The sequence below is a fragment of the Dietzia sp. NCCP-2495 genome (assembly GCF_026011735.1).
In the GTDB taxonomy this organism is placed as follows: Bacteria; Actinomycetota; Actinomycetes; order Mycobacteriales; family Mycobacteriaceae; genus Dietzia.
This window is the reverse complement of sequence record NZ_BRVN01000013.1, coordinates 28,174-52,541: the sequence shown is the minus strand read 5'-3', so window position 1 is coordinate 52,541 and position 24,368 is coordinate 28,174. Positions and strand designations below refer to the sequence as shown.

Genomic DNA, 24,368 nt, shown 5'->3' with positions numbered 1-24,368 from the left:
ACCGAAATCATTCTCCCGGGAACATTCCGGGCACCCCCTCCGTTGTAGGTGTACGTGACCGGAATCCGGACACGAGCCTGATCCGTCCACCAGCGACCGAACGCCAGCCCCGTCACAGGGCGCGGCAGGAGGAGGAGACATGACGTCAGCCACCACCCGATCGGATCTTCGGACGGGGGCGGATTCGGAAGGCCAGAGCCCCAGCGCCGACCTCGTCCGCGTCTACCTGAACGGGATCGGCAAGACCGCTCTGCTCAAGGCAGAGGACGAGGTGGAGCTGTCGAAGCGCATCGAGGCCGGGCTGTACGCCAAGCATCTTCTCGAGACCAAGAAGCGCATGAGCCCGGTTCGTAAGGCCGATCTGGCGACCATCGTCCGGGAGGGCGAGGCGGCCCGCGCCCATCTCCTCGAGGCGAACCTGCGTCTGGTCGTCTCCCTGGCCAAGCGTTACACCGGTCGCGGTATGCCGCTTCTGGACCTGATCCAGGAGGGCAACCTGGGTCTGATCCGCGCCATGGAGAAGTTCGACTACGCGAAGGGCTTCAAGTTCTCGACCTACGCCACGTGGTGGATCCGTCAGGCCATCACGCGTGGAATGGCCGATCAGTCCCGCACCATTCGTCTCCCGGTGCACCTGGTCGAGCAGGTCAACAAGCTCGCGCGCATCAAGCGTGAGCTGCACCAGCAGCTCGGGCGTGAGTCCACTCTGGAGGAGCTTGCCGAGGAGTCCGGCATCCCGGCACACAAGATCGAGGAACTCCTCGATCACTCCCGTGACCCGGTGAGCCTGGACATGCCCGTCGGCGCCGACGAGGAGGCACCGCTCGGCGACTTCATCGAGGACGCCGAGGCGATCAGCGCCGAGAACACGGTCGTCACGAGCGTCATGCATTCCGACGTGCGTGCCGTGCTGTCGACACTCGAGGAGCGTGAGCAGCAGGTCATCACCCTGCGGTTCGGCCTCAACGACGGCCAGCCGCGGACCTTGGACCAGATCGGGAAGCGCTTCGGGCTCTCCCGCGAGCGCGTCCGCCAGATCGAGCGTGAGGTCATGGCCAAGCTCCGTGAGGGCCAGCGGGCGGACAAGCTCCGCTCCTACGCCGGCTGACCCCGGCCCGCCGGAACGCTGGCGCGCAGTTCCCTACACGCCATCCCCCTGACGCTCCGGGTAGCACTCGACCCCGTCTCGTACACACGAGGCGGGGTCGAGTCGTCGGGGGCGCTCAGCGGAGTCGGCGAGGGCCTTCGTCGATGCTGAACTGCGGCGTCGTACCGAGCGTGACGCTCGCATAGAGCACGGCCACCCCGTCGGGTGCGGCGAGCCCGGGATCCAGCGCGAGCCTGCGCATCTCCGGTACGTCCTCGGCGAGACAGGACACACGCGCCATCAGCTCGATCAGCGCCTCCCTGTCGACCGGGGTGTCCCCCGCGTATCCAGCGAGAATCGGTGCGGCGCGGGGCCGGTCCAACAGTGTGGCGGCGTCGCTCGGTGAGATCGGCAGCGTGCTGAACGCACGATCGGCGAGGAGGTCTGACAGGAGTCCGGAAAGCCCGAAGGAGATCAGGGAGCCGAAGATCGGGTGATCAGCGACGCGGATCGTCACCGCGACACCCTTGGTGGCCATCTTCTGCACATGTAGTGACCCCGAGCCTGTAGTCGACTTGAGGAAGTCGAAGGCGTGTCGGACGGCGGCGGCGTCTTCGAGGTCGAGACGGACACCGGACTGGTCGCTGCGGGTACGCCACCGTTCGCTCATGGCCTTGACCGCGACCGGGTACCCCATTTCGTCGGCCGCCATCACCGCCTGGTCGACGTCGGCCACGACCCGGTAGTCGACGATGTCGATTCTGTAGCATTCGAGCAGCGCACGCACCTGGCCCTGGGTCAGGTCAAACGCGGGGACGCCAGCGTTGGCGTGGCACAGCGAGTCGACCAGTTCTCGCGCACGGGCGCGATCGATGTCGTCGAACTCCGCGGGTTCCTGCGCCGGCCGGTCGAGCCACTCCGCATACCGTCGGGCGCGCACCAGCGCGGACACCGCTCGTTCGGGATAGGGGTATGACGGGATCGATCCGCGGGAGGCCACACCGGAGTCGTCGGTGACCGTGAGTCCTTCCGGCAGCCCCTCCCCGGCGAGGAAGGTACTGACGACGGGCTTGTCCATCCCGTCCGCCGCCGCCCGGATCGCCTCGGCGTAGCCGCCGGGTTCGGTCGCGACCGGTGGGACGAACACCGTGAGGACGGAATCGACCTCATCGAGGGCGAGCACTTCGGCGATCGCCGACCGGAAATCATCCGGTCCCGCGCTGGCGCCCAGGTCGACCGACCGCGTGACGGTGAACCCCTGCAGACGAGCGGAATCTCCACCGAGTCGGGCGACCGCCGAGGAGTTGCCGACGATGCCGAGTCGGCTGCCGGCGGGAAGGGGCTGGTACGCGAGGAACGTGGCGGTGTCGAAGAGGTCGGTGATGGAGTCGACCTGGATCAGACCCGAGTCGCGGAACAATCCGCGGATCGCGGATGCGGTGAGACCCTGGACCCCCGATTCCAGGTCATCTGCAGCGCGCCGCACCACGATGACGGGTTTGTTCCGCGCCACGCGTCGTGCGATCCGGGAGAACTTCCGCGCGTTACCGAAGCTCTCGAGATAGAGCAGGACGACCTCGGTGGCGGAGTCGGTGTCCCAGTACTGCAGTAGGTCGTTACCCGACAGGTCGGCACGGTTGCCGGCGGAGACAAAGGTCGACAGCCCGAGCCCACGACGGGCGGCCGCCGCGAGAATCGTGATGCCCAGTGCGCCGGACTGGCAGAAGAACCCGACCCGACCGGCACCCGGGACGTGCTCAGCCAGGGTCGCGTTGAGCTGCACGTCAGCCGAGGTGTTGATCACGCCCAGGGCATTGGGGCCCACCACGCGCATCCCGTGGGCCCGTGCCTCGCTCACAAGGCGTCGCTCGGAGACGACGCCCGCGCTCCCCATGTCGGAGAACCCCGCCGAGATCACCACCAGGGTGGACACGCCCTTCGACAGGCAGTCATCCAGAACTTCCGACATGGACGCGGCCGGTACAGCCACCACGGCGAGATCGACCGGATCAGGAATGTCGCGGACGCTCGCGTACGCCCGCACGGACTGAACCGATTGGGCATCGGAGTTGACCGGGTACACCGGGCCGGAGAAGCCGTTCCCGATGAGATTGCGCAGGACCGTGTGTCCGATCTTGCCCACCTGGTCGGAGGCACCGATCACGGCCACGGAGCCAGGCGTGAGTACACGCGCGACGCTGCGGGACTCGGCGGCGGCCTCTCGCGAGTTGCGGACGTTCGTGAGCGCCTCGGTCGGGTCGATAGCGAACTCGAGATGCAGGGTGGACCCGTCGAAGGACCGGGAGATCTCGTACCCCGCCCGCCGGAAGACCTGGATCATCGATCGGTTCTCCGAGAGCACCTCCGCCTCGAAGTGGTCGATTCCGCATTCGGCCGCCGCACCCGCTAGGTGCTCGAGGAAGATAGAGCCGAGTCCACGGCCCTGGTGATGATCGGAAATGGTGAACGCCACTTCCGCGAAGGTCGAATCAGGTAGACGCTCGTAGATCGCCATACCGATGACCTCCGCGCCGAGTTCGGCGACGAACGCCATCCGGTCGCGGTAATCGACGTTGGTCATCCGCTCGAGCTCGCGGTCCGACAGCACGTCCCGGGACCCGAAGTAACGGAGATACCGCGTCCGCTCGGACAGACTCGTGTGGAACCGTGCGATCTTCGGGGCGTCCTCTGGGACGATCGGTCGGATCCGCACCGCCCGACCGTCGGATCCGAGCACATCAGCTGCCCATTCATGCGGATAGCCGGGTGGGTAAGTGTCCAGGGAGGTGTCAGTCGAGGCGTGCTCGGGTGGGTCCACAGCAGGTATGTCCGACGTGCCGGGACCCGCCTCGCCCGTCGTCGAGGTACCGGCCGCCGCCTCACCGGCCACCGCCTTACCGGCCACCGCCTCACCGGCCGCCGTGTCACCGGCCGAGGTGCGGTCGGCCACGGGGTCACCGGTCGGGGTCTCGTCAGAGTTCGCCATGGGGATCCTCCTGGGGCGGTGGTCGTCGGTCGGATTCCAGGTGTGGGTCAGTCCCGCGGATCGTCGGGATCGAGCCCGTGCAAGGGGAACACTGATCGCCTGGTGTCGAGGATGGACTGGTCCAGCCGTGCCAACGACCGGTCGAATACGTTGCCCGTGTCCACACCTGCCGGTTCCCACGGCGTGAACTCCGGCACCTCTCCGTCGCCCATCGTCTCCGGGACCCTGTCGGGCAGGGTGAGACGTCCGGCCACCTGTCGCCAGGACTCCGGGATGACCGTGGACGGGTCCACCGGTGTGCCGAGTACTTCCGCGATGAGATGTGTCCAAGACCGAGGGACGACGCGGACCAGCTCGTACCCTCCACCCCCGATGGCGATGAGCCGCCCGTCGCAGAGTTCGTCCGCCAGTGCGATCACGTCCTGATAGGACCGCCGGTGTCCGTCGACGCTCAGCGATAGGTCGGCGAGCGGGTCCTCACGATGGGAGTCACACCCGGCCTGGAGGATGATGATCTGCGGTTCGAACGCCCGGAGGATCCCGGGGACGACGGCGTGAAAACCCCGCAGCCACAGGCTGTCCGTCGCCGCGGGCAGGAACGCGAGGTTCACCGCGGACCCTTCCGCCCGTCCGACACCGGTCTCGGACGCCCACCCGGTCGACGGCCACAGTGTCGCCGGATGCTGGTGCAGCGAGACGGTGAGGACCCGGGGATCCTCGTAGAAGGCGGTCTGCACCCCGTCACCGTGATGGACATCGACGTCCACATAGGCGATGCGGTCGTACCCGTTGTCGAGGAGCCAACTGATGGCGACCGCGGCATCGTTGTACACGCAGAATCCCGCCGCGGCCGACGGCATCGCGTGGTGCATCCCGCCGGCCACCGACACCGCCCTCGTGGCCACACCGTCGGCGATCGCCCTGGCCGCGGCGAGAGTGCCGCCAGCGACCGCCGCGCTCGCCTCGTGCATCGCGGGGAAGGTCGGGTTGTCCGCCGTCCCCAGTCCGTGGCTCATCCCCTCGTGTTCGCCCGGAGGGAGGGTCCCGGCGTGCTTGACCGCGTCGATGTACCGGGTGGTGTGAATCCGGAGCAGTTCGTCGTCCGACGCCGAACCGGGCTCGATCAACTCGACTCCGCGGAGCACCCCGAGTTCCGTCGCCAGGGACATCGTCAGGTCGAGGCGGCGTGGACTCATCGGATGGTCGGCGGAGTGGCGATACTCCAGCAACGACGGACTCCACACCACCGACGCATCGACCCCGTTCCGGATAGCCGCCATGGTCTCCGTCCTCCCCTTCCGCCGGGACGTTCCCGGCGCCCGGATTCCCCGTCCGAGCCACATGCACTTCCCTGGCGAATCTACGCGGCGCCCGGCAGTGCGGTTCCGGTTTGGGAGGTCCCCACCCCGACTCGGAGCACGACGGTAGGCTCGAAGGTGTCAGCCCCTGCCCGCGTGCGGCGTCCACGGCCTCGGCAGTGGACGCGGCAGCGGAATCTTTCACAACAGTCTTTCTATCCGGAGGCATGAAGCGTGACGAATCTGGTGGACACCACCGAGATGTACCTCCGCACCATCTACGAGCTGGAAGAGGAAGGCGTCATTCCGCTGCGTGCGCGGATCGCCGAGCGGCTCGAGCAGAGCGGACCGACCGTCAGCCAGACGGTTGCACGCATGGAACGTGACGGACTCGTCCTGGTGGCGCCCGACCGTCATCTCCAGCTCACTCCCACGGGCCGTGAACTCGCCGTCGGTGTGATGCGGAAACACCGGCTCGCCGAGCGGCTCCTGGTCGATGTGATCGGCCTCGAGCTGGAGAAGGTCCACGCCGAGGCGTGCCGGTGGGAACACGTGATGAGTGACGACGTCGAGCGACGCCTCGTCGAGGTTCTCAACGACCCCCGCACCTCGCCGTACGGCAATCCGATCCCGGGTCTCGAACTGATCGGCTTCGCCTCGGACCCGGTCGATAAGTCGTATACGCGACTGTCCGAGCTCGAGGCCGACGTCACCCACCAGGTCCGGGTCCAGGCGATCGGCGAGAACATCCAGATCGACACCGAGTTGATCTCCGAGTTCCGTGCTGCGGGAGTCGAGCCGCTCAAGACTGTCACCGCCACTCGTCGTGGCCATCTCGTCGAGCTCGAGTCCGATGCCGGCCTCAAGGTCGAGATCGATGGAGACCACGCCCACGCCATCCAGGTGGAGATCCTCTCGTGAAACTTCTCGTCACCGGTGGTGCCGGCTACGTCGGGGGAGTCTGTGCCACGGTCCTGATCGAACGGGGTCACGAGGTCGTGATCCTCGACGACCTGTCGACGGGAAACCGCGACGCCGTCGCCGACGGCGCGACCTTCATCGAGGGGGATGTCGCGGACAAGGCAGCCGAGGTCCTCGATTCGTCCTTCGACGGAGTCGTCCACTTCGCCGCCCGGTCCCTGGTGGGCGAATCGGTCGAGAAGCCCGAGGAGTACTGGCAGGGCAACGTGGTCACGTCGCTGACCCTTCTCGACGCCATGCGGTCCGCAGGCGTCGGAAACCTCGTCTTCTCCTCCACCGCGGCGACCTACGGCGAGCCCGAACAGGTGCCGATCACCGAGGACATGCCCACGCGTCCGACGAACACCTACGGTGCGACCAAACTCGCGATCGACCACGCCATCACCTCGTACGCCGTCGCCCACGGGCTCGCGGCTACGAGCCTGCGCTACTTCAACGTTGCCGGGGCCTACGGAACTGCAGGTGAGAACCGCGTCGTCGAGACCCACCTCATCCCGCTAATCCTCCAGGTCGCCCTCGGCCACCGGTCGGATATCAAGGTGTTCGGCGACGACTGGCCCACCCCCGACGGGACGTGCATCCGCGATTACATCCACGTCGCGGATCTCGCGGACGCCCACCTTCTGGCACTCGAGTCGAACACTCCCGGCACCCACCGCATCCTCAACCTCGGTAGCGGCGAGGGGTTCTCTGTGCGCGAGGTGATCGACGTCTGCCGCGAGGTGACCGGGCATCCGATCCCGGATATCATCGCGCCCCGCCGCGCCGGCGACCCCGCCGTCCTGGTCGCCTCCAGCGCGAAGGCCATCGCGGAACTCGGGTGGAACCCGTCGCGGACCGACCTGCGCACGGTCGTGGAGGACGCCTGGGTGTTCACCGAGGCACTGGGCGACCGCGCGCACTCCGCACCTCGCTGACAGACCGGCTTCACGCACCGTCCTCGGCACCACATCGGCCCCGCTCCCGCACCACGCGGCGGCGGGGCCGACGTGGTCACGCCGCTGCGGTATGCCGGAGCTGATCCGGATTGAGCCCCCGCAGCACGCTCTCCAGCAGGAGCCCGGCCAGAGAATTGTGCGCATCCGCCTCCAGCGCAGCCTCGAAGGCGAACATCGCGTGCACCCCGCTTCCCGCGAAGTACGCCGTCGCCCCCAGCAGCAGAAGCGCCACCGAGCGCTCGCGTGGAGGCCGCCTGCGCGCCAGACGCCACCACAGTTCCCGGCGGCCATCGGCGTCCTGCGGCCGACGCCGTGCCAGGCCCCGATAGACCTCGTCCCGCACAGCGATGACGAGCAGACTCTGACCGATGACGGCCAGCTCGTCGTCGTCGATCTCCTCCCCCGCACCGAGACGCGCCGCCACCGCGTCGTGGCGCTCCACGTCCGCGGCCACCCTCGACTCGTCTTCCTCCCACGTCGACTCCCGCCTCGACCGGTCACGTCCCGCACGGGCACCGCGCCGTGAACCGGCGGGGTCCACATAACACGCGTCCTCGTCGCGCACGGCGTACAGCTCCGCGATCTGGCTCCGCGACTCCGCGCGGACACGCCCCTCGAACGCGTGGACCGCCGCGATCTGCGTCCCGGCGGGATCGATCTGGACACCCCTGACCATCCCGAACAGATCTACCCAGTCCCGTCCCTCGGCGAAACCCTCGACCCCGTAGGCGGCGACGACCGTGGTCCCGGCCCGCTCGAGTTCCTCTCGGAACTCCGCGGCGACGTCCTCCGCACGGAGTCCGGAGCGCAGCCCGGACGTACATCCCTCACCCACCACGATCAGAAAGGCCGCCTCCACGCCCTGACTCCGGCAGTACCGGGCGATCTCCAGCGCTTCACCCTCACCGGACGCCTTACGTGGAGCGACACCGAAGTCGGGCTCCCGATCCGGGTCATCGAGCTCGTCTCCGTCGTGGTCCCCGTAGATCCACTCGTCGAGATCGTGTTCCGGGAAACCGTCATCCCCGAGCCCGGGTACGTCGATCCGCATGACCGGACCCTGGCCACCCCCCGACATTTTGCTACAGACGATCACCACCGAGCAGGGATCCGGCGGATACCCCAGCATCGCCGGGACCGAGGCGATCAACTCCTCGGGCGAGGAGATCACCACCTGCTCCCGATCCTCGGTTCCGTTGTCGTCGAGGTGTCGTGCCGTCATTTCTCTGCCCATCCCTGTGCTTGTGCGTCCCCACCCCGGTGGTCGGCGTGGGATCCGCGGGTGGAGACCACCGGTTCCACCTTCGGGGACGGCCGATGCCGGATCGCCCGGTTGACCGGCCCCGGAGCGGAGCCCTGTGGACGCGCTGGACTCGTGTGGATTTGCTCGGGAATCAACCTGGCTGGCGTGACGTTGAGCAATGGGTGAGTACCCCGTACCGGAGGGACGAGCGGACGAACCGCACTGACCGGTACGGCGCGATACTCGACATGAGAGGAGTCGACATGGCCAGGCACAGCGATCTGTACCGACTGATTCAACCCGTTCCCGACCTCCGGTCGGCGGACGGCCGCGGACCCGTTCTCGTGCACGGACTCGAGGGGTTCACCGATGCCGGCCACGCGATCGAGGGCGCGACGGACCACCTCAAGGACTCACTCGACTCGCAGCTGATCGTGGAGTTCGACGCCGATCAGCTCATCGACTACCGGTCCCGGCGGCCACCGCTCAAGTACTCGTTCGACCACTTCGCGGGGTATGACGAGCCCACCATCCAGATGCACGCCGTCAAGGCCGCGGACGGAACCTCATTCCTGCTCCTGTCCGGCCTCGAGCCCGACCTGCGGTGGGACGGGTTCACCGAATCGGTCATCGACCTGGCCGGGTCGTTCGGTGTCCGGATGTCCATCGGACTCGGTGCGATGCCGCTCAGCGTGCCCCATACCCGCCCCACCACTTCGAGCGCCCACGCCAGCGACGTCGACCTGATCCGCGGTTTCACCGCGTGGCCGGGCGAATTCTCCGTGCCCGGGAACATCAGCTCGCTGCTCGAGCTCCGGATGTCCGAGCACGGGATCCCGTCGGCCGGGTTCACCGTGCACGTACCGCAGTACCTGGCACAGACCGCGTATCCGGCGGCCGCCCTCAACCTCGTCGGGAACATCGCGAAGATCGGCGAACTGGATCTACCGACCGGCGAGTTGGAGAAGTCCGTCGAGGAGTTCACCGCCCAGGTGGACGCTCAGATCGCGCACAGTCCGGAGATCCTGGGCGCGGTCGAGCTGATGGAGAAGCAGTACGACGAGTTCATGGAGACCCGCATGGGCTCGGACTCCCTCAACCCCGGCGGCAAGCCGCTACCGTCGGGCGACGAGATCGGTGCGGAGTTCGAGCGGTTCCTCGCCGAGCAGTCGGGCGACAACGGACCGGAGGTCTCCTGACCCGCGGGAGTGGCGGGGACGTCCGACGGTGACGATAGGCTCGGGTTCGTGCAGCTCCCCGATCTCCTCTCCGATCTCGACGACGTGCCCGCCGACCTCCATGAGGAGGCGGTGTTCGACGCGTTCGTGGCGTGGGCGGACAGCCGGGGGCTGAGCCTGTACCCGGCACAGGAGGAGGCGGTCCTCGAGATCGTCTCGGACAGCCACGTCATCCTCGCGACCCCGACCGGGTCCGGGAAGTCCCTCGTCGCCCTGGGCGCGCACTTCTCCGCGATGGCCCGCGGACAGCGCAGCTACTACACCGCACCGATCAAAGCCCTGGTGAGCGAGAAGTTTTTCGCGCTCTGTGACGTGTTCGGTGCGAAGAACGTGGGGATGGTGACCGGTGACGCGTCGGTCAACGCCGATGCCCCCATCGTCTGCGCGACCGCCGAGATCGTCGCCAACCTGGCCCTGCGCGAGGGTGCGGCCGCTGACATCGGCCAGGTGGTCATGGACGAGTTCCACTACTACTCGGAGCCGGACCGGGGGTGGGCCTGGCAGGTACCGCTCATCGAGCTACCCGATACCCAGTTCCTCCTGATGTCCGCGACTCTCGGTGACGTCGACTGGCTCCAGAGGGACCTCGAGACCCGTACCGGACGATCGTGCACGCACATCGGTGGTACCGAGCGCCCCGTGCCGCTGAGCTTCGACTACGCACTCACCGGCGTGCACGAGTCGGTAGAACTCCTGCTGCGGGACGGCAAGGCGCCCGTCTACATCGTCCACTTCACCCAGGCCGCCGCGCTGGAGCAGGCCCAGGCGCTCACCTCTCTGGCCGTCGCAGACAAGGAGCGGAAGGCGGCGATCGCCGGGGAGATCGGCGGATTCCGGTTCTCCACGGCGTTCGGGCGGACGCTGCGCAAGCTCCTCTTGCACGGCATCGGCGTCCACCACGCCGGGATGCTCCCCAAGTACCGTCGCCTGGTCGAGCGCCTGGCGCAGGACGGGCTGCTCTCCGTGATCTGCGGTACCGACACCCTCGGCGTGGGCATCAACGTCCCGATCCGGACCGTCCTGTTCACCGGTCTGACCAAGTTCGACGGTCGCCGCCAGCGCGTGCTCAAATCCCGCGAGTTCCACCAGATCGCCGGACGTGCCGGGCGCGCGGGTTTCGACACCGAGGGCTACGTGGTGGTGCTCGCCCCCGAGCACGAGATCGAGAACGTAAAGGCGGCGGCCAAGGCCGCCGCCAATCCCAAGAAGAAGGCGAAGGCGGCCAAGAAGAAGCCCCCGGAGGGTTTCGTCAACTGGTCGCGGTCCACCTTCGACAAGCTCGTCGGGGCGGCGCCCGAGAAACTCACCAGTCGCTTCGAGGTGAGCAACTCCATGCTGCTCAACGTGATCTCCCGGCCGGGCAGTTGCTACGACCACATGAAGCACCTGCTGCTGTCGTCGCACGAGACCCGGGCACGCACCCGTGGGCACATCCTGCGATCGATCGAGCTCTTCCGCGGTCTGGAGACCGCTGGGATCGTCGAACGGCTACCGGAGCCCGACGACGAGGGGCGGCACGTGCGCCTCACGGTGGAACTGCAGCGCGATTTCGCCTTGAACCAGCCGCTGGCTCCGTTCGCGATCGCGGCGATGGAGGTACTCGATCCGGAATCACCCACTCCGGAGCTGGATCTGGTGTCGGTCATCGAGTCGGTGCTCGACGACCCCCGCCCTATCCTCTACGCACAGCAACGTGCGGCACGCGGGGAGGCGATCGCCGAGCTGAAGGCCGACGGCGTCGAGTACTCCGAGCGGATGGAGCTCGTCGAAGACATCACCTGGCCCAAACCCCTGGACGACCTCCTGGCCGACGCCTACGAGGCGTACCGGGCGGGCCACCCGTGGGTCGCCGGGCTCGAGCCCTCCCCCAAGTCGGTCATCCGCGAGATGGTGGAACGCGGGATGACCTTCTCGGACCTGGTGTCGGCCTACGGACTCGGCCGCTCCGAGGGGTCGGTGCTGCGGTACCTCACCGACGCCTACCGGACTCTGCGTCAGACGGTCCCGGCCGAACTCCGCTCGGAGGAGTTCGAGGACCTCGTGGAGTGGCTCGGCGAACTGGTCCGCCAGGTCGACTCGAGTCTGCTAGATGAGTGGGAACTGCTCACCGATCCGAGCGTCTCGTCCGAGCAGGTCGCGGAACTGGCCTTCGGGGAGACCGCGGGCACGGCACGACCTGTGACCGCCAACGCCCGGGCCTTCCGGGTGATGGTCCGCAACGCGATGTTCCGCCGGGTGGAATTACTGGCCAGGGACGACATCGACACCCTCACGGTTCTCGACGAAGACGTCCCCGACCATCCCGACTGGGATTCCGAGATCGACCCCTACTGGGACGAGTACGACGAGATCGGGACCGGGCCGGCCGCTCGAGGCCCCTCCCTGTTCTCGGTGACCGAAGCAGGATCCGATGTCGAGCCCGGGACGTGGCGAGTCCGGCAGGTCCTCGACGACCCTCAGGGTGACCACGGGTGGGCGATCGAGGCAGTGGTAGATCTCGCCGCGAGCGACGAGGCCGGCGAGGCCCGGTTCGCCTCAGTGACACTGCACGGATGAGTCAGAATCGGAGCCTGCTCCGAAACCCGGATCAGCAGGTCCGTACTATGACCGGCGAGAAGTGTCGTCGTCACCCGAGGAGAGCCGTGTCCCCCCGCACCCTGTATTCGAGGCTCGCCCTGGCGGAGATGGTCACCTGGACCCTCCTGATCCTGGGCATGATCGGCAAGTACGGGTTCGGGCTCGACTGGGCCACCAGCATCGGCGGCGGGATCCACGGCTTCGTCTTCCTCTGCTACGCGGTTACGACCGTCGCCGTCTGGATCGACAAGAAGTGGCCGGCGGGAACGGGCGTCCTCGGCGTAGCCTCAGCGGTCATCCCGTACGCGACCTACCCGTTCGAGCGGTGGGTCGACCGTCGAGGCCTCCTCGAAGGGCCGTGGCGCCTGGGGCCGGACGGTGAGCCGGCCCGCTCGCTGCCCGAGAAGGTCGTCGCGTTCGCCCTCCGTTCGCCCGTGCTCGCAGCGCTCGTGACGCTCGTCCTGGTGGCGATCGTGTTCTCCCTCCTCCTGCTCGCCGGACCGCCGACCGAGTGGTTCGCGTGACCAGTACCCGCGAACCGGGTCGACGAGAGGCGAACAAGGCGGACAAGCAGCGCCGCATCCGACAGGCTGCGCGCGAACTGTTCTCCTCCCGCGGGTACTCCTCGGTCACCACGCAGGAGGTGGCGGACCTCGCCAGGGTCGGCACCGGAACACTGTTCCGCTACGCGCGGTCGAAGGGCGAACTGCTGTGCATGTTCGCCAACGAGGACCTGCGTCTGATCGTGGAGACCCCACCGGACACCGGCCATCCCCTGGACGATCTGATCACCCTGTGTGAGCCACTGTTCCTCGCACTCGAGAACCAGCCCGAGAACATCGTCGCGTATCACCGGCAGACGCTGTTCGGCGAGCCCGGCCCGCATCGCGAGGCGGCCCAGCACATTCTCAGGGAGCTGCGGGACAGCATCGGCCAGATCCTCGCCCGCCACGGCGCCGGTGACGCGGGTCCGGAGGATCTGACCGGCCGGGCGCAGACGGTGTTCGACGTCATGTACATGTCGATCGTGCGCTCCGGTGTCGACCGCACCCGTCATCCCGACCCACGGGGCGAACTACGTCGGCACGTGCAGCACGTGTTGTGCGGGGCTCTGCCGGCGGCGGCCGCAACTCCCCCGAGGCCCGTGGACGTCGGCGACGAGAACTGACGGTCCGGGTCGCCATCCCCGGGTCGCCATCCCCGGCGCGCCCTACCCCCGATGCGATGCCCCGGAGCGTGACGGGCGACACTGTGGTCATGAGCGAGAAGCACACGAACACGAGTCGTCCGGTGAAGGACGCCTCCACGGTCATGGTGGTCCGGGATTCCGACCGGGGGCCCGAGGTCTTTGTCGCCCGCCGTGTGAAGGGGATGGCGTTCGCGGCCGGGATGACCGTGTTCCCGGGCGGTGGGGTCGACGACGCCGATGACGACCCGACGGTGGCCTGGACCGGGCCGGGGCCCCATTGGTGGGCCGAGCGTTTCCGGTGCGACGAGGCCCGCGCCCGCCGACTGGTGTGTGCGGCTGCCCGGGAGACGTTCGAGGAGTGCGGCGTCCTGTTGGCCGATCACCTCGACGGGTCTCCCGTGTCCGACGCGGGGCGATTCCACTCCTCGCGAGCTGAGCTCGAGGCCCACCGGATGTCCTTCAGCCACTTCCTCGCCAGCGAGGAGCTCGCCTTGGCGGCGGGCAGGCTCCGTCCGTTCGACCACTGGATAACCCCCGTGATCGAACCCCGGCGCTACGACACGCGGTTCTTCCTGGCGGCCCTTCCCGAAGGTCAGGAGCCAGACGACCAGACCTCGGAGGTCGACCAGACGATGTGGTCTCGTCCCGCTGACCTACTCGCTGATTTCCGGGCGGGTCGATCGATGATCCTGCCTCCGACGTGGGTACAGCTCCACCGCCTGTCGGAGTTCAGCGATGTGGACGCGGCCCTGGCTTCGGAGCACTCGATCTCGCCGATCCAGCCGGAGATCCTCGAGCACGAGGGCGGCGTCCGCGTGGGGTTCGACGGGTCCGACGAGTACTGGGCGGACTATCGGCACGCCCGCGACACCGCGTCGAAGTGACGCCTGAAGCGCGGACACCGGCGAACCGCTGACGGACGGACCCGTGCGGTGGTTGACTGCGATGCATGTCGGAGTTCGAGTTCGACGTGGACGCGTCGATCGCTGCCGGGTGGGAGAGGTTCGCCTCACGCCTGGCCGGTTTCGTGCGTGACCTGGTCCCCGGTGCGACCTTCGACCTGACCGTGCCCGTCCCCGGCGTTCGCCACGATTCGACCCCGTACATCCGGTTCACCGCGATAGACCCCCATACCGGCGACGCCGGCGATTCCGGGTCGATGGAGGATGGCGTCCCCGGGACGGTGGAGGCCAGCGTCCCCGGGTCTGTGGTGGCGGTGGTGTCCGGCGGGGGTGACGACGACGAGCCGGCTCCACTCCGGCCCCACCAGTACAACATGCTCGCGGGACTCGGCTGGGAGGTCCCGCCGGTGGATCCGTACGCGCGGGGACCGCGGCTCCCGCGGATGCGTGTCCCCCTCCACGAGACATCGCACCTGGCCCATCTCGTCGCCGGGACGATCGAGCAGGTCTTCGGCATCCCCCACCCGGTCTTCCTCCACGATGTCGCCGATACCCCGTCGGGCGCACCCCTCGCCGAGACCACGCGTGCCGAGCCCGCGGCATCGACGACCTCCGCCCGGACCGCCCCGGTCACCCCGGGTCACCCGGCCACCCCGGCGTCGGATCCGGCCGACTTCCGGTCCGAACCGATCAGCGATCCGGATCAGGCCACGCGGGCCGTCCGACAGGCGCTCGACGAGGTGTACGGAGACCACGTCGAGTCCGACGACCAAGATCTCTTCACCGTGCCCGCGGGGTGTGTGGTGCTCCTCATCCGGGCCCATCGGTCGATGCCGTTGATCGTGTTCCGTAGCCCGCTCGTCTCGATGGTCGAGGACGCCGCTGCCGCGGAGACCGAGGTCGCGATACTCAATCGGGACTCCCTGTGGTGTCGGTACGTGTTCGACGGCAAGAGCATCTACGCCGAATCGGAACTGGTGGACAGGGTGTTCGTCCCGGTCAATTTCAAGATCCAGCTGGCCGAGATCTCCGCAGAACTCGATGACGTCTACCCTGATCTCGCCAGGAGGGTGTCGCCAGGACAGTGGCGTGACCTGCACTCTGCGGACGACCTCCGTTCCGACGATCAGTAACATGGGTCACCACCGGGACCGGCCCGGCTCAGCATCGTCTCAGGAGTTCCACATGCGTCGCGTCGCCATTGCCGCCATGCTCACGGCCACGATGCCGGTCACCGGCGCCTGTTCGGACTCCGACCAGCGACGTACCGCTCCCCCGGCCACTACGGCCTCGGGCCCGGTGGCCACGACCCAGCAGTTCGATCGCGCGTTCCCCGTCTCGGGCGAGAACTGGGATGCCACGGTCACACTGTCGAATCTGAGGATCGTCCCGACGAGCGCCTATGCCGACACGGTGTTCGCGCTCGACGTCCGCGTGGTCCAATCCGCGGGACAGCCGGAGTTCGGCCCCGACTCGGTCTCCGCCTACGCGCCCTCAGGCGACGAATACGTCCTCATCGAGAGCCCGGCAGGACTGGTCAACGACCCGCTGGTCCCGTCTGTGCTGACCTCGCCGGGTCAGGAGATCCAGGGGATGGTCGCGTGGAGGATGCCCGAGGGTGCCCGCATCGGTCGGGTCGAGGTGACCACGCCGGGGACGAAGGCGTCGGTCACCGTGACCCGCCAGCCGGTCGACCCGTCCGCTCTGCCGGCCGACACGGCGTCCTGAGGCCTCACCTCTCCCGCGGATCCGAGCCCTCCGTGTAGACCCAGCGGCCGCCCCGCCTCTGGAAGAGCGAGCGTTCATACAGGGTCCCGGGCCCGTCCCCGTCAATGTAGCGGGCTTCGAACTCGACCACGCCGTCGTCGTCGTCCTCATCCCCGCCGACCACCTCCACGACGGTCAGGCCGGTCCACTCCAGTCCTCCTGATGCGACCTCCCCGGGTCGGGTCCGCGGATGCCACGTCCGCCAGAGATGGTCGGGACGGTCCAGGACGAACGCCGTGTACCGCGAGCGCATCAACGCCTCCGCGGTCCGGGCCGGCACCCCGTCGTCGACCAGCGGACCGCAACAACTCCGGTACTCCGCCCCGCCACACGGACACGCGGTCATCGCTCGTCTCCCTCTCCCACGGCTCCGGCTCCGGCTCCGGCTCCGGCTCCGGCTCCGGCTCCGGCTCCGGCTCCGGCTCCGGCTCCGGCTCCGAAGAAGGCTATCCTGATCTCCGTCATGCCTTCATTGTCGTCCCTCCGGTCGGTCGCACGCCGTCGCATCGATCCCGATCTCGCCCCCATAAGGGTTCGGGCGTGCCGCGATCTCTGCAACTGGGTGAAGACCCCGGTCGAACGCCGGGGTGAACCGCTCTTCGCCTGCCAGGGCTGCGGTTCCCAGTGGGTTCCCAGCGAACACTGGACCCCGCGGGAGGCCTCCGGCGAGGTCCCCGCAGAGGTGCTGAGCATTCTCCGCGACGAAGCCTGAGCGCCCGGATCCGGCAACCTCCTCGCCGTACTAGGGTCGGTCCATGACCACACCCCCTCACCCCGTCTCCACAGCAGTCAGTTCCGGAACGGTCGACGCGACACTGCGTCGCAGCGCCTCGCGCGTCCCCACCCGGACCGCGCTGACGTTCACCGACCGCACGTGGAACTACGCCGAGCTCGACGCCGCCGTCGACCGGATCGCCACCCTTCTGCTCGATCGCGGCCTCGAGCCGGGCGCCCGTGTCGCCGCGTACGGCGTGAACTCGGACGCCTACCTCATCGCCTTCCTGGCGACCTCTCGCGCGGGACTGACCCACGTCCCCGTCAACTACGCTCTCACCGGCGGAGAACTCGAGTACCTGCTGTCCGACTCCGGTGCCTCGCTGGTGCTCGTCGATCCTGCACAAGCCGCGACTCTCGACGCGGTGATCGGGAACATTCCGGGGCTCACGTCGATCGCGCTTCAGCCAGCCGCGGGCGAAACCACTGACGGCACCGTGCTCGGAGCCGCGCTGGGCACCGGGGCGGTGACACCCGTCCACTCCCCCACCTCCGGCTCCGATCTGGCGCAGCTCCTCTACACCTCGGGCACCACCTCGCGGCCCAAGGGCGCCATGATGTCGCATACAGCCCTGCTCAGTGAGTACGTCAGCTGCATCCTCTCGCTTGACCTCGCCCTCGACGACGAGCCGCTCGTGGCGATGCCGCTCTACCACTCGGCCGCCATGCACGTGTTCGCGATGCCGTATCTCTCCCTGGGTGCCACCGTCCACCTCATGGCCGCACCCGAAATCCCGGAGATCCTCCGCCGTGTCGAACAGGACAAGATCCGGTCCCTCTTCCTCGCCCCGACCGTCTGGGTTCCCCTCGCCTCCCATCCGGACCTCGAGACCCGGGACCTGTCCAGCCTGACCAAGGCACAGTACGGCGCGTCGATCATGCCTGTCACGGTGCTGCAACGGCTCCGGGCCAAGTACCCGGACCTCGGGTTCTACAACTGCTTCGGCCAGTCGGAGATCGGGCCCCTGGCCTGCGTGTTGCGTCCGGAGGAGCACGACTCCCGCCCCGCGAGCGCAGGTCGCGCGGTGTTCTTCGTCGAGGCCCGGGTGGTGGACGACAACGGTGCCGAGGTCGCAGATGGTGAGCGCGGCGAGGTCGTGTACCGCTCGCCCCAGCTGTGCAGCGGGTACTGGAACAAGCCCGACGCCACCGAGGAGGCGTTCCGGGACGGGTGGTTCCACTCCGGCGACCTCGTCGTACGCGACTCCGAGGGCTTCCTCGAGGTGGTCGACCGCATCAAGGACGTCATCAACACCGGTGGCGTCCTCGTGGCCTCACGCGAGGTCGAGGACGCCGTATACCAGGACGAGCGGGTCGCCGAGGTCGCGGTGATCGGTACCCCTGACCCCAAGTGGATCGAGGCGGTCACCGCCGTGGTGGTGCTCAAGGACGGTGCCGAGGCGACCGAGTCCGAGATCATCGACGGGACCCGCGCTCATCTCGCACCGTTCAAGGTGCCCAAGCGCGTCGTGTTTGTCGACGAGCTGCCCCGCAACCAGTCCGGCAAGCTCCTCAAGCGCGAACTGCGTGAGGAGTAGCGCCTACGGCGTCTGACTGAACGCCCCTACCGCCGACTTGCGAGGTGGTGGGGGCGTTCACCGTATCCGGCCCAGGACCTCCGTCGCGATGAGGTCGGGGCGCGTCTCCGGCAACCAGTGCCCTTCCCCCGCCACGGGCACGAAACGGTAGTCCGCGGCCATCTGGTCGGCGGTGGCCTCGGCCCCACTTCGGGAGATCGCGAGGTCCTGCTCACCCCAGATCAGCGTCGTGGGCACCGTCACATCCGGGACCGCGTACCGCCGCATCGCCCGGTACCAGTTGAGGGCGCCGGTGAGGCCCTCCCTGTTCCCGATCATCTCGAGGTGCGCGGCCATCAGGTCCTCGGGCACGTCCCCGCCGAACATCGCCTTGAGTCGCTGTGCCCCGTCCTCGAGGAGCACATCCTCGGCTTTGCCCGCCTGCCGGAACAAGGCGAAATAAGCCGAGCGCTCCTGCTGGTCCGGATCGGCAGCCAGGGCGTCCGCAAACGCTTCGAGATGGGGAACGGACACCGCGACCATCGAGGCGAGCCGATGCGGATGGTGCCCGGCGATCCACCACGCGACGCTCGCTCCCCAATCGTGACCGAGCAGGTGCACGGGACCGAGGCCGAAGTGCTCGACGACCGTCAGCACGTCCTCGGTCAACCTCTCGATCGCGTAGTCCTCGACGGACGGTGGCCTGGCCCCGGGTGAGTATCCGCGCTGCATCGGGGCCACGACCCGGATACCGGCCGCGGCCAGTATCTCGGCGACGGACCGCCACTCCCACGCACTCTCGGGGAAGCCGTGGAGTGCCACCACGGTCGGGGCGGCCTGGTCGCCATGCGCGGGTGACTCGGCGTCCCAGACGAGGACCTCGAGCTCACCGACCCGGACGCCGACGGTCTCGGTACGAGGAGTCATGGCAGGACCATAGACCCTCCTCGTTCTCAGGGAGACCGCCTTCCCCGAGGAACCTGTATCGAGGCAGCCCACGGAGAGTTAAGTGCGCAGCGCTCGTGCCATGCGCGGACCAGCCACATCTCCACTACCAGCGGATCCACCCCGGACTGCGCGGCCCACGTATGTACCACCTCCTGGTAGCGCTCGAAACGGCGCGGGGTGAGTCGCGAGAACGAGTCCACCTCGGTCCAGCCCGCGTGGATCAGTGTCCCGACCCCCGCCGGGTCCACCGGCACGATCCACTGGTCCGACCACGCCATGGCGAGAGATGACAGATACAACGACGCCAATGGATAGCCGAGATCGGGGACGCCACCTGCACCCCGGCCCCACGGCGCACCGTACTTGAGGAGATTGAGGGCCTCGCCGGGCGAATCGACCAAGTCCACCACCTCGTACAGGACCAGGGGGAAGCCATCCGCGGAGGTGTGCTGCCACCGGCTCCCGTCGCGTCGTCGAGGAACCCGGAAGTCCGGGAAGCGGCGGGTTATCCCCGACCGCGTCGGGTGAGCCGACAGCCAGGCCGCGCACATGTAGAGCGCGGTGACGGCCTCCTCCAGGCTCCCACGGGCCCGTCGACCGGCCGCCCATAGATCGCTCCGCCGTAGATAGGCGGTGCCGGTGTCCGTCGTCTCCCCGTCCGGCCCTCCGCCCCGGAGCAGCAGGTCGATCCCGTGCAGGGCGAAACGGTCGTGCCAGAGGTCCAGATCGACCTCCACGTACTCGTCCGCCACCATCACGGTGGGTGGCTGGGCCCGGCACCAGCTGGCGCAGGCCTCAGGGAGCGGTGGAACGGTGCCGGGTCCGGTCGTCGTCATACCCGCACGGTGTCATGCGGGTACGACAACGCCGGACCGACGAGCTCCTCAGTCCTCCGCGAATGCCTCCAGCGGCGGGCAGGAGCACACCAGATTGCGGTCGCCGTAGGCGCCGTCGATCCGGCGGACGGCCGGCCACACCTTGGGGCGCCAGGACGAACCCAGCGGGTAGCCGGCCACGCTACGCGGGTACGCGTGGTCCCACTCGTCCGCCGATACGCTCTCCGCGGTGTGGGGCGCACCCCGCAGCGGGTTGTCCTCGACCGTCCACTCGCCCGCGGCCACGCGGTCGATCTCGGCCCGGATGGCGGCCATCGCGTCGCAGAACGCGTCGAGCTCCGCGAGGTTCTCGCTCTCCGTCGGCTCCACCATCAGGGTGTTGGGGACGGGGAAGCTCATCGTGGGCGCGTGGAACCCGTAGTCGGCGAGCCGCTTGGCGACATCGTCGATCGAGACGCCCACCGTGTCGATGAGCGGACGGAAGTCGAGGATGCACTCGTGAGCGACCCACCCGCCGTCACCCGAGTACAGGACCGGGAAGTGCTCGCCGATTCGGCGGGCCAGGTAGTTGGCGTTGGCGATGGCCGTCAGGGTGGCCTTCCGGAGCCCGTCCGCACCCATCATCCGGACGTACGCCCACGTGATCGGCAGGATCGACGCCGAACCGAACGGGGCCGCGGAGACCACACCGCCCGACCCGAGCCCGTCCACGTGCGGGTGACCGGGCAGGAACTCGCGCAGGTGCTCGGCCACGGCGACCGGGCCGACACCCGGTCCGCCACCACCGTGCGGGATGCAGAAGGTCTTGTGGAGGTTCAGGTGGCTCACGTCGCCACCGAAGCGACCGGGACGGGCGACGCCCACGAGCGCGTTGAGGTTCGCCCCGTCGATGTAGACCTGGCCGCCGGCATCATGGACGACCGCGCAGATCTCCTCGATGTCGTGCTCGTAGACACCGTGCGTCGACGGGTAGGTGATCATGATCGCCGCGAGTTCCGCGGCGTGCTTGTCCACCTTAGCCCGCAGGTCGTCCACGTCCACGTCGCCGTTCTCCCGGCAGGCCACCACCACGACCTTCAACCCGGCCATGACCGCCGAGGCGGCGTTGGTGCCGTGCGCCGAGGACGGGATGAGGCAGACGGTCCGCTCCTCGTCTCCGCGCGAACGGTGGTACTCACGAATCGCCAGCAGGCCCGCGTACTCACCCTGACTTCCGGCGTTGGGCTGCAAGCTCACCGCGGCGTAGCCGGTGATGTCCACCAGCCACTGCTCGACGTCCGAGACCAGCTGACGGATGCCCTCGGTCTGGTCGGCCGGCGCGAACGGGTGGAGTGCGTTGAACTCCGGCCAGGTGATCGCCTCCATCTCCGCGGTGGCGTTGAGCTTCATCGTGCAGGAACCCAGCGGGATCATGGTGCGGTCGAGCGCCATGTCCTTGTCGGACAGCGCGCGCAGGTACCGCAGCATCGCGGTCTCGGTCCGATATCGGACGAACGCCTCGTGCTCGAGGAAAGCACTCGTCCGGTCGCCGTAGGTCGGATCGACGAGCACCTCGAGCTCGGCGGCGTCGGCCACGTCCGCGACCCGGGCGCCGAATGCCTCGAGCACGAGTGCGACGTGGTCGCCGGTGGTGGCCTCGTCACACGAGACGGACACGTGGTCGTCGTCGACCTTCCACAGGTTGATCCCGCGCTCGGTGGCGGCGGCGAGCACCTCGTCGGCGCGCCCCGGAACCCGGGTCAGGACGGTGTCGAAGAACTCGTCGTGGACCACATCGACCCCGGCCATCACGAGGCCGTCAGCCAGCACCGCGGCGTGTGCGTGGACCCGCCGGGCGATCGCCGTGAGGCCCTCCGCACCGTGGTAGGAGGCGTACATCGCGGCGAGGACGGCGAGGAGCACCTGCGCGGTGCAGATGTTCGACGTGGCCTTGTCACGGCGGATGTGCTGCTCGCGCGTCTGGAGGGCGAGGCGGTAGGCAACCTTGCCGTCCGCATCGGTCGACACACCGACGAGGCGGCCGGGAAGGTTACGGGCGTGCGGGGTCCGGCACGCGAGGAAGCCGGCGTGGGGGCCGCCGAAGCCCATCGGCACGCCGAAACGCTGGGTGCTGCCGAAGCAGGCGTCCGCGCCCTTCTCCCCGGCCGGCGTGAGGACCGTGGCAGACAGGAGGTCGACGCCCGCGGCGACCATCACGCCGCGCTCGTGACACTGCTCGATCAGCTTGGAGACGTCGGCGACACGACCCGAGGAACCGGGGGTCTGCACGAGCGCGCCGAAGAAATCGCCCTCCGGGAGCCCACCGTCGATGAGGTTGGCGGTCACGAGCTCGATGCCGAGCGGCTCGGCCCGGGTGGCGAGGATCGCCGCGGTCTGGGGGAAGACGTCGACGTCGACGGCGAAGCGGGGGCTCTTGGACTTGCGGTTGGCCCGCCGCAGCATCGTCATGGCCTCAGCGGCGGCCGTGCCCTCGTCGAGCATGGAGGCGTTGGCCATGTCCATGCCGGTCAGGTCCGAGACCATGGTCTGGAAGTTGAGCAGCGCCTCGAGACGGCCCTGGCTGATCTCCGGCTGGTACGGCGTGTAACCGGTGTACCAGGCCGGGCTCTCGATGATGTTCCGGATGAGGACCGGAGGGGTGAGGGTGTCGTAGTAGCCCTGTCCGATCATCGACACGGCGACGGTGTTGCGCTTGGCGAGCTTACGCAGTGCCGCGAGGGCGTCGGCCTCCGACAGGGGCTCGGGCAGCGCGTCGATACCTGCCGCACGACCGTCCGAGCCGACCTCGTCGACGATGACCGACGGGAACGCCTTGCTCGCGATCTCGTCGAGGGACGAGACGCCGATGGTCTCGAGAATCCGGTTGAGCTCGGTGGCATCAGGGCCCAGATGGCGGGAGACAAACTCGCCTCCGGTCCGGGCGGTGTGCGGGGTCGTCGTCACAGGTGCTCCTCGAAGGGCGGGGCCACCCGGGTGGGTGACCTGCGGGCCGGTGCTAGCCTCTCCGCTCTGTCCCCTGCCGGATCCTGCCGGCGCCTGAGAGATTCACCCGGACTCGCACGCGAGCCGGGCTTTCCCCGTGGGCGGGTGGTCGGTTCCACCGCTCTCCAGAGGCGGTCAGTGACTACACGGTCCTGGTGCCTGAGAGATTCTCGGAGAGGGTTGCTCCTTCGGCGCCCACGGCATCTTCACCGCAGGACTCTCCCGTGAGTCGCGTGATCGCGCCCTCGAGTCTAGACGACGAACAGCCGTTACCCCGTACGCCGCGAGGCCCGGGCACGACGACGCGCCGCGAGTTCGTCCTCCACGGGGGCGACGACGTCCTCGTCCGAGACGGTCTCGGCCGGGAATTCGGAAATGGATCCGGCCAGCTCGCGCATGGCGCCACCGATACCGATACCGAACACACCCTGACCCCCCTGGAGGAGGTCGAACACCTCCTCCTTCGAGGTGCACTCGAACACGGTGCGACCGTCGGAGAAGAGCGTGATGGTGGCGAGATCCTGAACGCCACGGGACCGGATCTGGTCCACGGCCTTACGGATGTTCTGGAGGGAGATGCCGGTGTCGAGCAGCTGTTTGACGATCTTCAGGACCAGGATGTCCTTAAATGAGTACAGGCGCTGGCTTCCCGAACCCGCGGCGTTGCGGATCGAGGGCACCACGAGGTCGGTGCGGGCCCAGTAGTCGAGCTGCCGGTAAGTGATCCCGGCGATCTGACAGGCGATCGGGACACGGTAGCCACTCGTCCCGTCAGGGATCCCGTCATCGGGGAACAGCCCGGGTGACACCTCGTCGAACGAGCCCTGGGTGGCCTCGTCCGCCTCGCCGAAAAGGCTCTCCGCTCCGGTGATGACGGTCGGCTCCGGAACCCGGGTGTTGTCGGCCACGTTTGCTCCCTCAAGCTGTGGGTGCAGCCGCTCGTCGCAGCCGCCCTGTCCCGGGTCGAAACGACCCGGATCCTGATCTCGCGAACACCATCGGTGTAGTTCACGTGAGGGCAACGCTAGGCGTGGTGCGCCCCCCGATCAATAGGACACGCGGTAATCCTCAACCTCAACTTGAACTTTAGAGTCTGTCCCTGCCT

General features: G+C 68.2%; 20 protein-coding genes and 1 riboswitch. Of the genes, 11 read left to right on the top strand and 9 right to left on the bottom strand.

Features of this window, described 5'->3' with window-relative positions; all coding sequences use genetic code 11:
* Positions 1–139 precede the first annotated feature (139 nt).
* On the top strand, positions 140–1,108 hold the full coding sequence (locus OPF83_RS11940) for a sigma-70 family RNA polymerase sigma factor (RefSeq protein ID WP_264887678.1): 969 nt from the start codon (positions 140–142) through the stop codon (positions 1,106–1,108).
* Positions 1,109–1,223: 115 nt separating this feature from the next.
* On the opposite strand, the gene OPF83_RS11935 is transcribed toward OPF83_RS11940, so the two are convergent.
* Positions 1,224–4,073, bottom strand: coding sequence for a GNAT family N-acetyltransferase (locus tag OPF83_RS11935; RefSeq protein ID WP_264887677.1), 2,850 nt, complete (start codon positions 4,071–4,073; stop codon positions 1,224–1,226).
* A gap of 47 nt (positions 4,074–4,120) precedes the next feature.
* Positions 4,121–5,353: an acetoin utilization protein AcuC gene (locus OPF83_RS11930; RefSeq protein ID WP_264887676.1), complete on the bottom strand. Its 1,233-nt coding sequence runs from the start codon at positions 5,351–5,353 to the stop codon at positions 4,121–4,123.
* A gap of 252 nt (positions 5,354–5,605) precedes the next feature.
* Here OPF83_RS11930 and OPF83_RS11925 point away from each other — a divergent pair, with 252 nt between their 5' ends.
* Both OPF83_RS11925 and galE read left to right on the top strand, forming a co-directional pair.
* A complete protein-coding gene (locus OPF83_RS11925) occupies positions 5,606–6,292 on the top strand; it encodes a metal-dependent transcriptional regulator (RefSeq protein WP_264887675.1) in 687 nt (228 codons plus the stop codon).
* On the top strand, positions 6,289–7,269 hold the full coding sequence (gene galE / locus OPF83_RS11920; RefSeq protein ID WP_264887674.1) for a UDP-glucose 4-epimerase GalE: 981 nt from the start codon (positions 6,289–6,291) through the stop codon (positions 7,267–7,269). The genes OPF83_RS11925 and galE overlap by 4 nt, the downstream gene beginning before the upstream one ends.
* Before the next feature lie 76 nt (positions 7,270–7,345).
* On the opposite strand, the gene OPF83_RS11915 is transcribed toward galE, so the two are convergent.
* Positions 7,346–8,512 carry a DUF4192 domain-containing protein gene (locus OPF83_RS11915; RefSeq protein ID WP_264887673.1) on the bottom strand — a complete coding sequence of 389 codons (1,167 nt, stop codon included), beginning with the start codon at positions 8,510–8,512 and terminating at the stop codon, positions 7,346–7,348.
* A 284-nt stretch (positions 8,513–8,796) separates the two neighbouring features.
* Here OPF83_RS11915 and OPF83_RS11910 point away from each other — a divergent pair, with 284 nt between their 5' ends.
* The 7 genes from OPF83_RS11910 to OPF83_RS11880 all read left to right on the top strand — a co-directional run bounded on the left by OPF83_RS11910 (position 8,797) and on the right by OPF83_RS11880 (position 16,167).
* Positions 8,797–9,732: a proteasome assembly chaperone family protein gene (locus OPF83_RS11910; RefSeq protein WP_264887672.1), complete on the top strand. Its 936-nt coding sequence runs from the start codon at positions 8,797–8,799 to the stop codon at positions 9,730–9,732.
* A gap of 48 nt (positions 9,733–9,780) precedes the next feature.
* Positions 9,781–12,327, top strand: a complete 2,547-nt coding sequence (locus OPF83_RS11905; protein ID WP_264887671.1) for an RNA helicase — start codon at positions 9,781–9,783, stop codon at positions 12,325–12,327.
* Positions 12,328–12,413: 86 nt separating this feature from the next.
* Positions 12,414–12,872: a DUF3817 domain-containing protein gene (locus OPF83_RS11900; protein ID WP_264887670.1), complete on the top strand. Its 459-nt coding sequence runs from the start codon at positions 12,414–12,416 to the stop codon at positions 12,870–12,872.
* The gene (locus OPF83_RS11895) at positions 12,869–13,516 is read left to right on the top strand and encodes a TetR/AcrR family transcriptional regulator (RefSeq protein WP_264887669.1); all 648 of its coding nucleotides are present in this window, start codon (positions 12,869–12,871) and stop codon (positions 13,514–13,516) included. The genes OPF83_RS11900 and OPF83_RS11895 overlap by 4 nt, the downstream gene beginning before the upstream one ends.
* A gap of 89 nt (positions 13,517–13,605) precedes the next feature.
* Positions 13,606–14,421 carry an NUDIX hydrolase gene (locus tag OPF83_RS11890; RefSeq protein WP_264887668.1) on the top strand — a complete coding sequence of 272 codons (816 nt, stop codon included), beginning with the start codon at positions 13,606–13,608 and terminating at the stop codon, positions 14,419–14,421.
* A gap of 65 nt (positions 14,422–14,486) precedes the next feature.
* Complete coding sequence (locus OPF83_RS11885) at positions 14,487–15,572, top strand: hypothetical protein (protein WP_264887667.1); 1,086 nt, start codon at positions 14,487–14,489, stop codon at positions 15,570–15,572.
* 52 nt (positions 15,573–15,624) lie between these two features.
* Positions 15,625–16,167 (top strand): hypothetical protein, encoded by a 543-nt coding sequence (locus OPF83_RS11880; RefSeq protein WP_264887666.1) that lies wholly within the window; start codon positions 15,625–15,627, stop codon positions 16,165–16,167.
* Positions 16,168–16,171: 4 nt separating this feature from the next.
* Here OPF83_RS11880 and OPF83_RS11875 read toward each other — a convergent pair whose 3' ends face one another.
* Together OPF83_RS11875 and OPF83_RS11870 are read right to left on the bottom strand one after the other, a co-directional pair.
* Positions 16,172–16,552, bottom strand: coding sequence for a YchJ family protein (locus tag OPF83_RS11875; protein ID WP_264887665.1), 381 nt, complete (start codon positions 16,550–16,552; stop codon positions 16,172–16,174).
* The gene (locus tag OPF83_RS11870) at positions 16,549–16,671 is read right to left on the bottom strand and encodes a hypothetical protein (RefSeq protein WP_264887664.1); all 123 of its coding nucleotides are present in this window, start codon (positions 16,669–16,671) and stop codon (positions 16,549–16,551) included. The genes OPF83_RS11875 and OPF83_RS11870 overlap by 4 nt, the downstream gene beginning before the upstream one ends.
* Before the next feature lie 290 nt (positions 16,672–16,961).
* Between OPF83_RS11870 and OPF83_RS11865 the strand changes: the two genes are divergently transcribed.
* Positions 16,962–18,518, top strand: a complete 1,557-nt coding sequence (locus tag OPF83_RS11865; protein ID WP_264887663.1) for a fatty acyl-CoA synthetase — start codon at positions 16,962–16,964, stop codon at positions 18,516–18,518.
* Between the two features lie 57 nt (positions 18,519–18,575).
* Here the strand turns inward: OPF83_RS11865 and OPF83_RS11860 are convergent, their stop codons facing one another.
* The 4 genes from OPF83_RS11860 to OPF83_RS11845 form a co-directional block, all read right to left on the bottom strand.
* Positions 18,576–19,424 carry an alpha/beta fold hydrolase gene (locus tag OPF83_RS11860; protein WP_264887662.1) on the bottom strand — a complete coding sequence of 283 codons (849 nt, stop codon included), beginning with the start codon at positions 19,422–19,424 and terminating at the stop codon, positions 18,576–18,578.
* Positions 19,425–19,450: 26 nt separating this feature from the next.
* Positions 19,451–20,281: a hypothetical protein gene (locus tag OPF83_RS11855; protein ID WP_264887661.1), complete on the bottom strand. Its 831-nt coding sequence runs from the start codon at positions 20,279–20,281 to the stop codon at positions 19,451–19,453.
* 48 nt (positions 20,282–20,329) lie between these two features.
* Positions 20,330–23,224, bottom strand: coding sequence for an aminomethyl-transferring glycine dehydrogenase (gene gcvP, locus OPF83_RS11850; RefSeq protein ID WP_264887660.1), 2,895 nt, complete (start codon positions 23,222–23,224; stop codon positions 20,330–20,332).
* A 176-nt stretch (positions 23,225–23,400) separates the two neighbouring features.
* Positions 23,401–23,498, bottom strand: a riboswitch (glycine riboswitch).
* Between the two features lie 34 nt (positions 23,499–23,532).
* Complete coding sequence (locus tag OPF83_RS11845; RefSeq protein WP_309297781.1) at positions 23,533–24,135, bottom strand: MerR family transcriptional regulator; 603 nt, start codon at positions 24,133–24,135, stop codon at positions 23,533–23,535.
* Positions 24,136–24,368 lie beyond the last annotated feature (233 nt).

What these genes read in the sequence shown, in the direction of transcription:
- OPF83_RS11940 (WP_264887678.1), top strand. Translation starts at nt 140, where the DNA reads ATGACGTCAGCCACCACCCGATCGGATCTTCGGACGGGGGCGGATTCG.
- OPF83_RS11935 (WP_264887677.1), bottom strand. Translation starts at nt 4,073, where the DNA reads ATGGCGAACTCTGACGAGACCCCGACCGGTGACCCCGTGGCCGACCGC.
- OPF83_RS11930 (WP_264887676.1), bottom strand. Translation starts at nt 5,353, where the DNA reads ATGGCGGCTATCCGGAACGGGGTCGATGCGTCGGTGGTGTGGAGTCCG.
- OPF83_RS11915 (WP_264887673.1), bottom strand. Translation starts at nt 8,512, where the DNA reads ATGACGGCACGACACCTCGACGACAACGGAACCGAGGATCGGGAGCAG.
- OPF83_RS11910 (WP_264887672.1), top strand. Translation starts at nt 8,797, where the DNA reads ATGGCCAGGCACAGCGATCTGTACCGACTGATTCAACCCGTTCCCGAC.
- OPF83_RS11890 (WP_264887668.1), top strand. Translation starts at nt 13,606, where the DNA reads ATGAGCGAGAAGCACACGAACACGAGTCGTCCGGTGAAGGACGCCTCC.
- OPF83_RS11885 (WP_264887667.1), top strand. Translation starts at nt 14,487, where the DNA reads ATGTCGGAGTTCGAGTTCGACGTGGACGCGTCGATCGCTGCCGGGTGG.
- OPF83_RS11880 (WP_264887666.1), top strand. Translation starts at nt 15,625, where the DNA reads ATGCGTCGCGTCGCCATTGCCGCCATGCTCACGGCCACGATGCCGGTC.
- OPF83_RS11875 (WP_264887665.1), bottom strand. Translation starts at nt 16,552, where the DNA reads ATGACCGCGTGTCCGTGTGGCGGGGCGGAGTACCGGAGTTGTTGCGGT.
- OPF83_RS11870 (WP_264887664.1), bottom strand. Translation starts at nt 16,671, where the DNA reads ATGACGGAGATCAGGATAGCCTTCTTCGGAGCCGGAGCCGGAGCCGGA.
- OPF83_RS11865 (WP_264887663.1), top strand. Translation starts at nt 16,962, where the DNA reads ATGACCACACCCCCTCACCCCGTCTCCACAGCAGTCAGTTCCGGAACG.
- OPF83_RS11860 (WP_264887662.1), bottom strand. Translation starts at nt 19,424, where the DNA reads ATGACTCCTCGTACCGAGACCGTCGGCGTCCGGGTCGGTGAGCTCGAG.
- OPF83_RS11855 (WP_264887661.1), bottom strand. Translation starts at nt 20,281, where the DNA reads ATGACGACGACCGGACCCGGCACCGTTCCACCGCTCCCTGAGGCCTGC.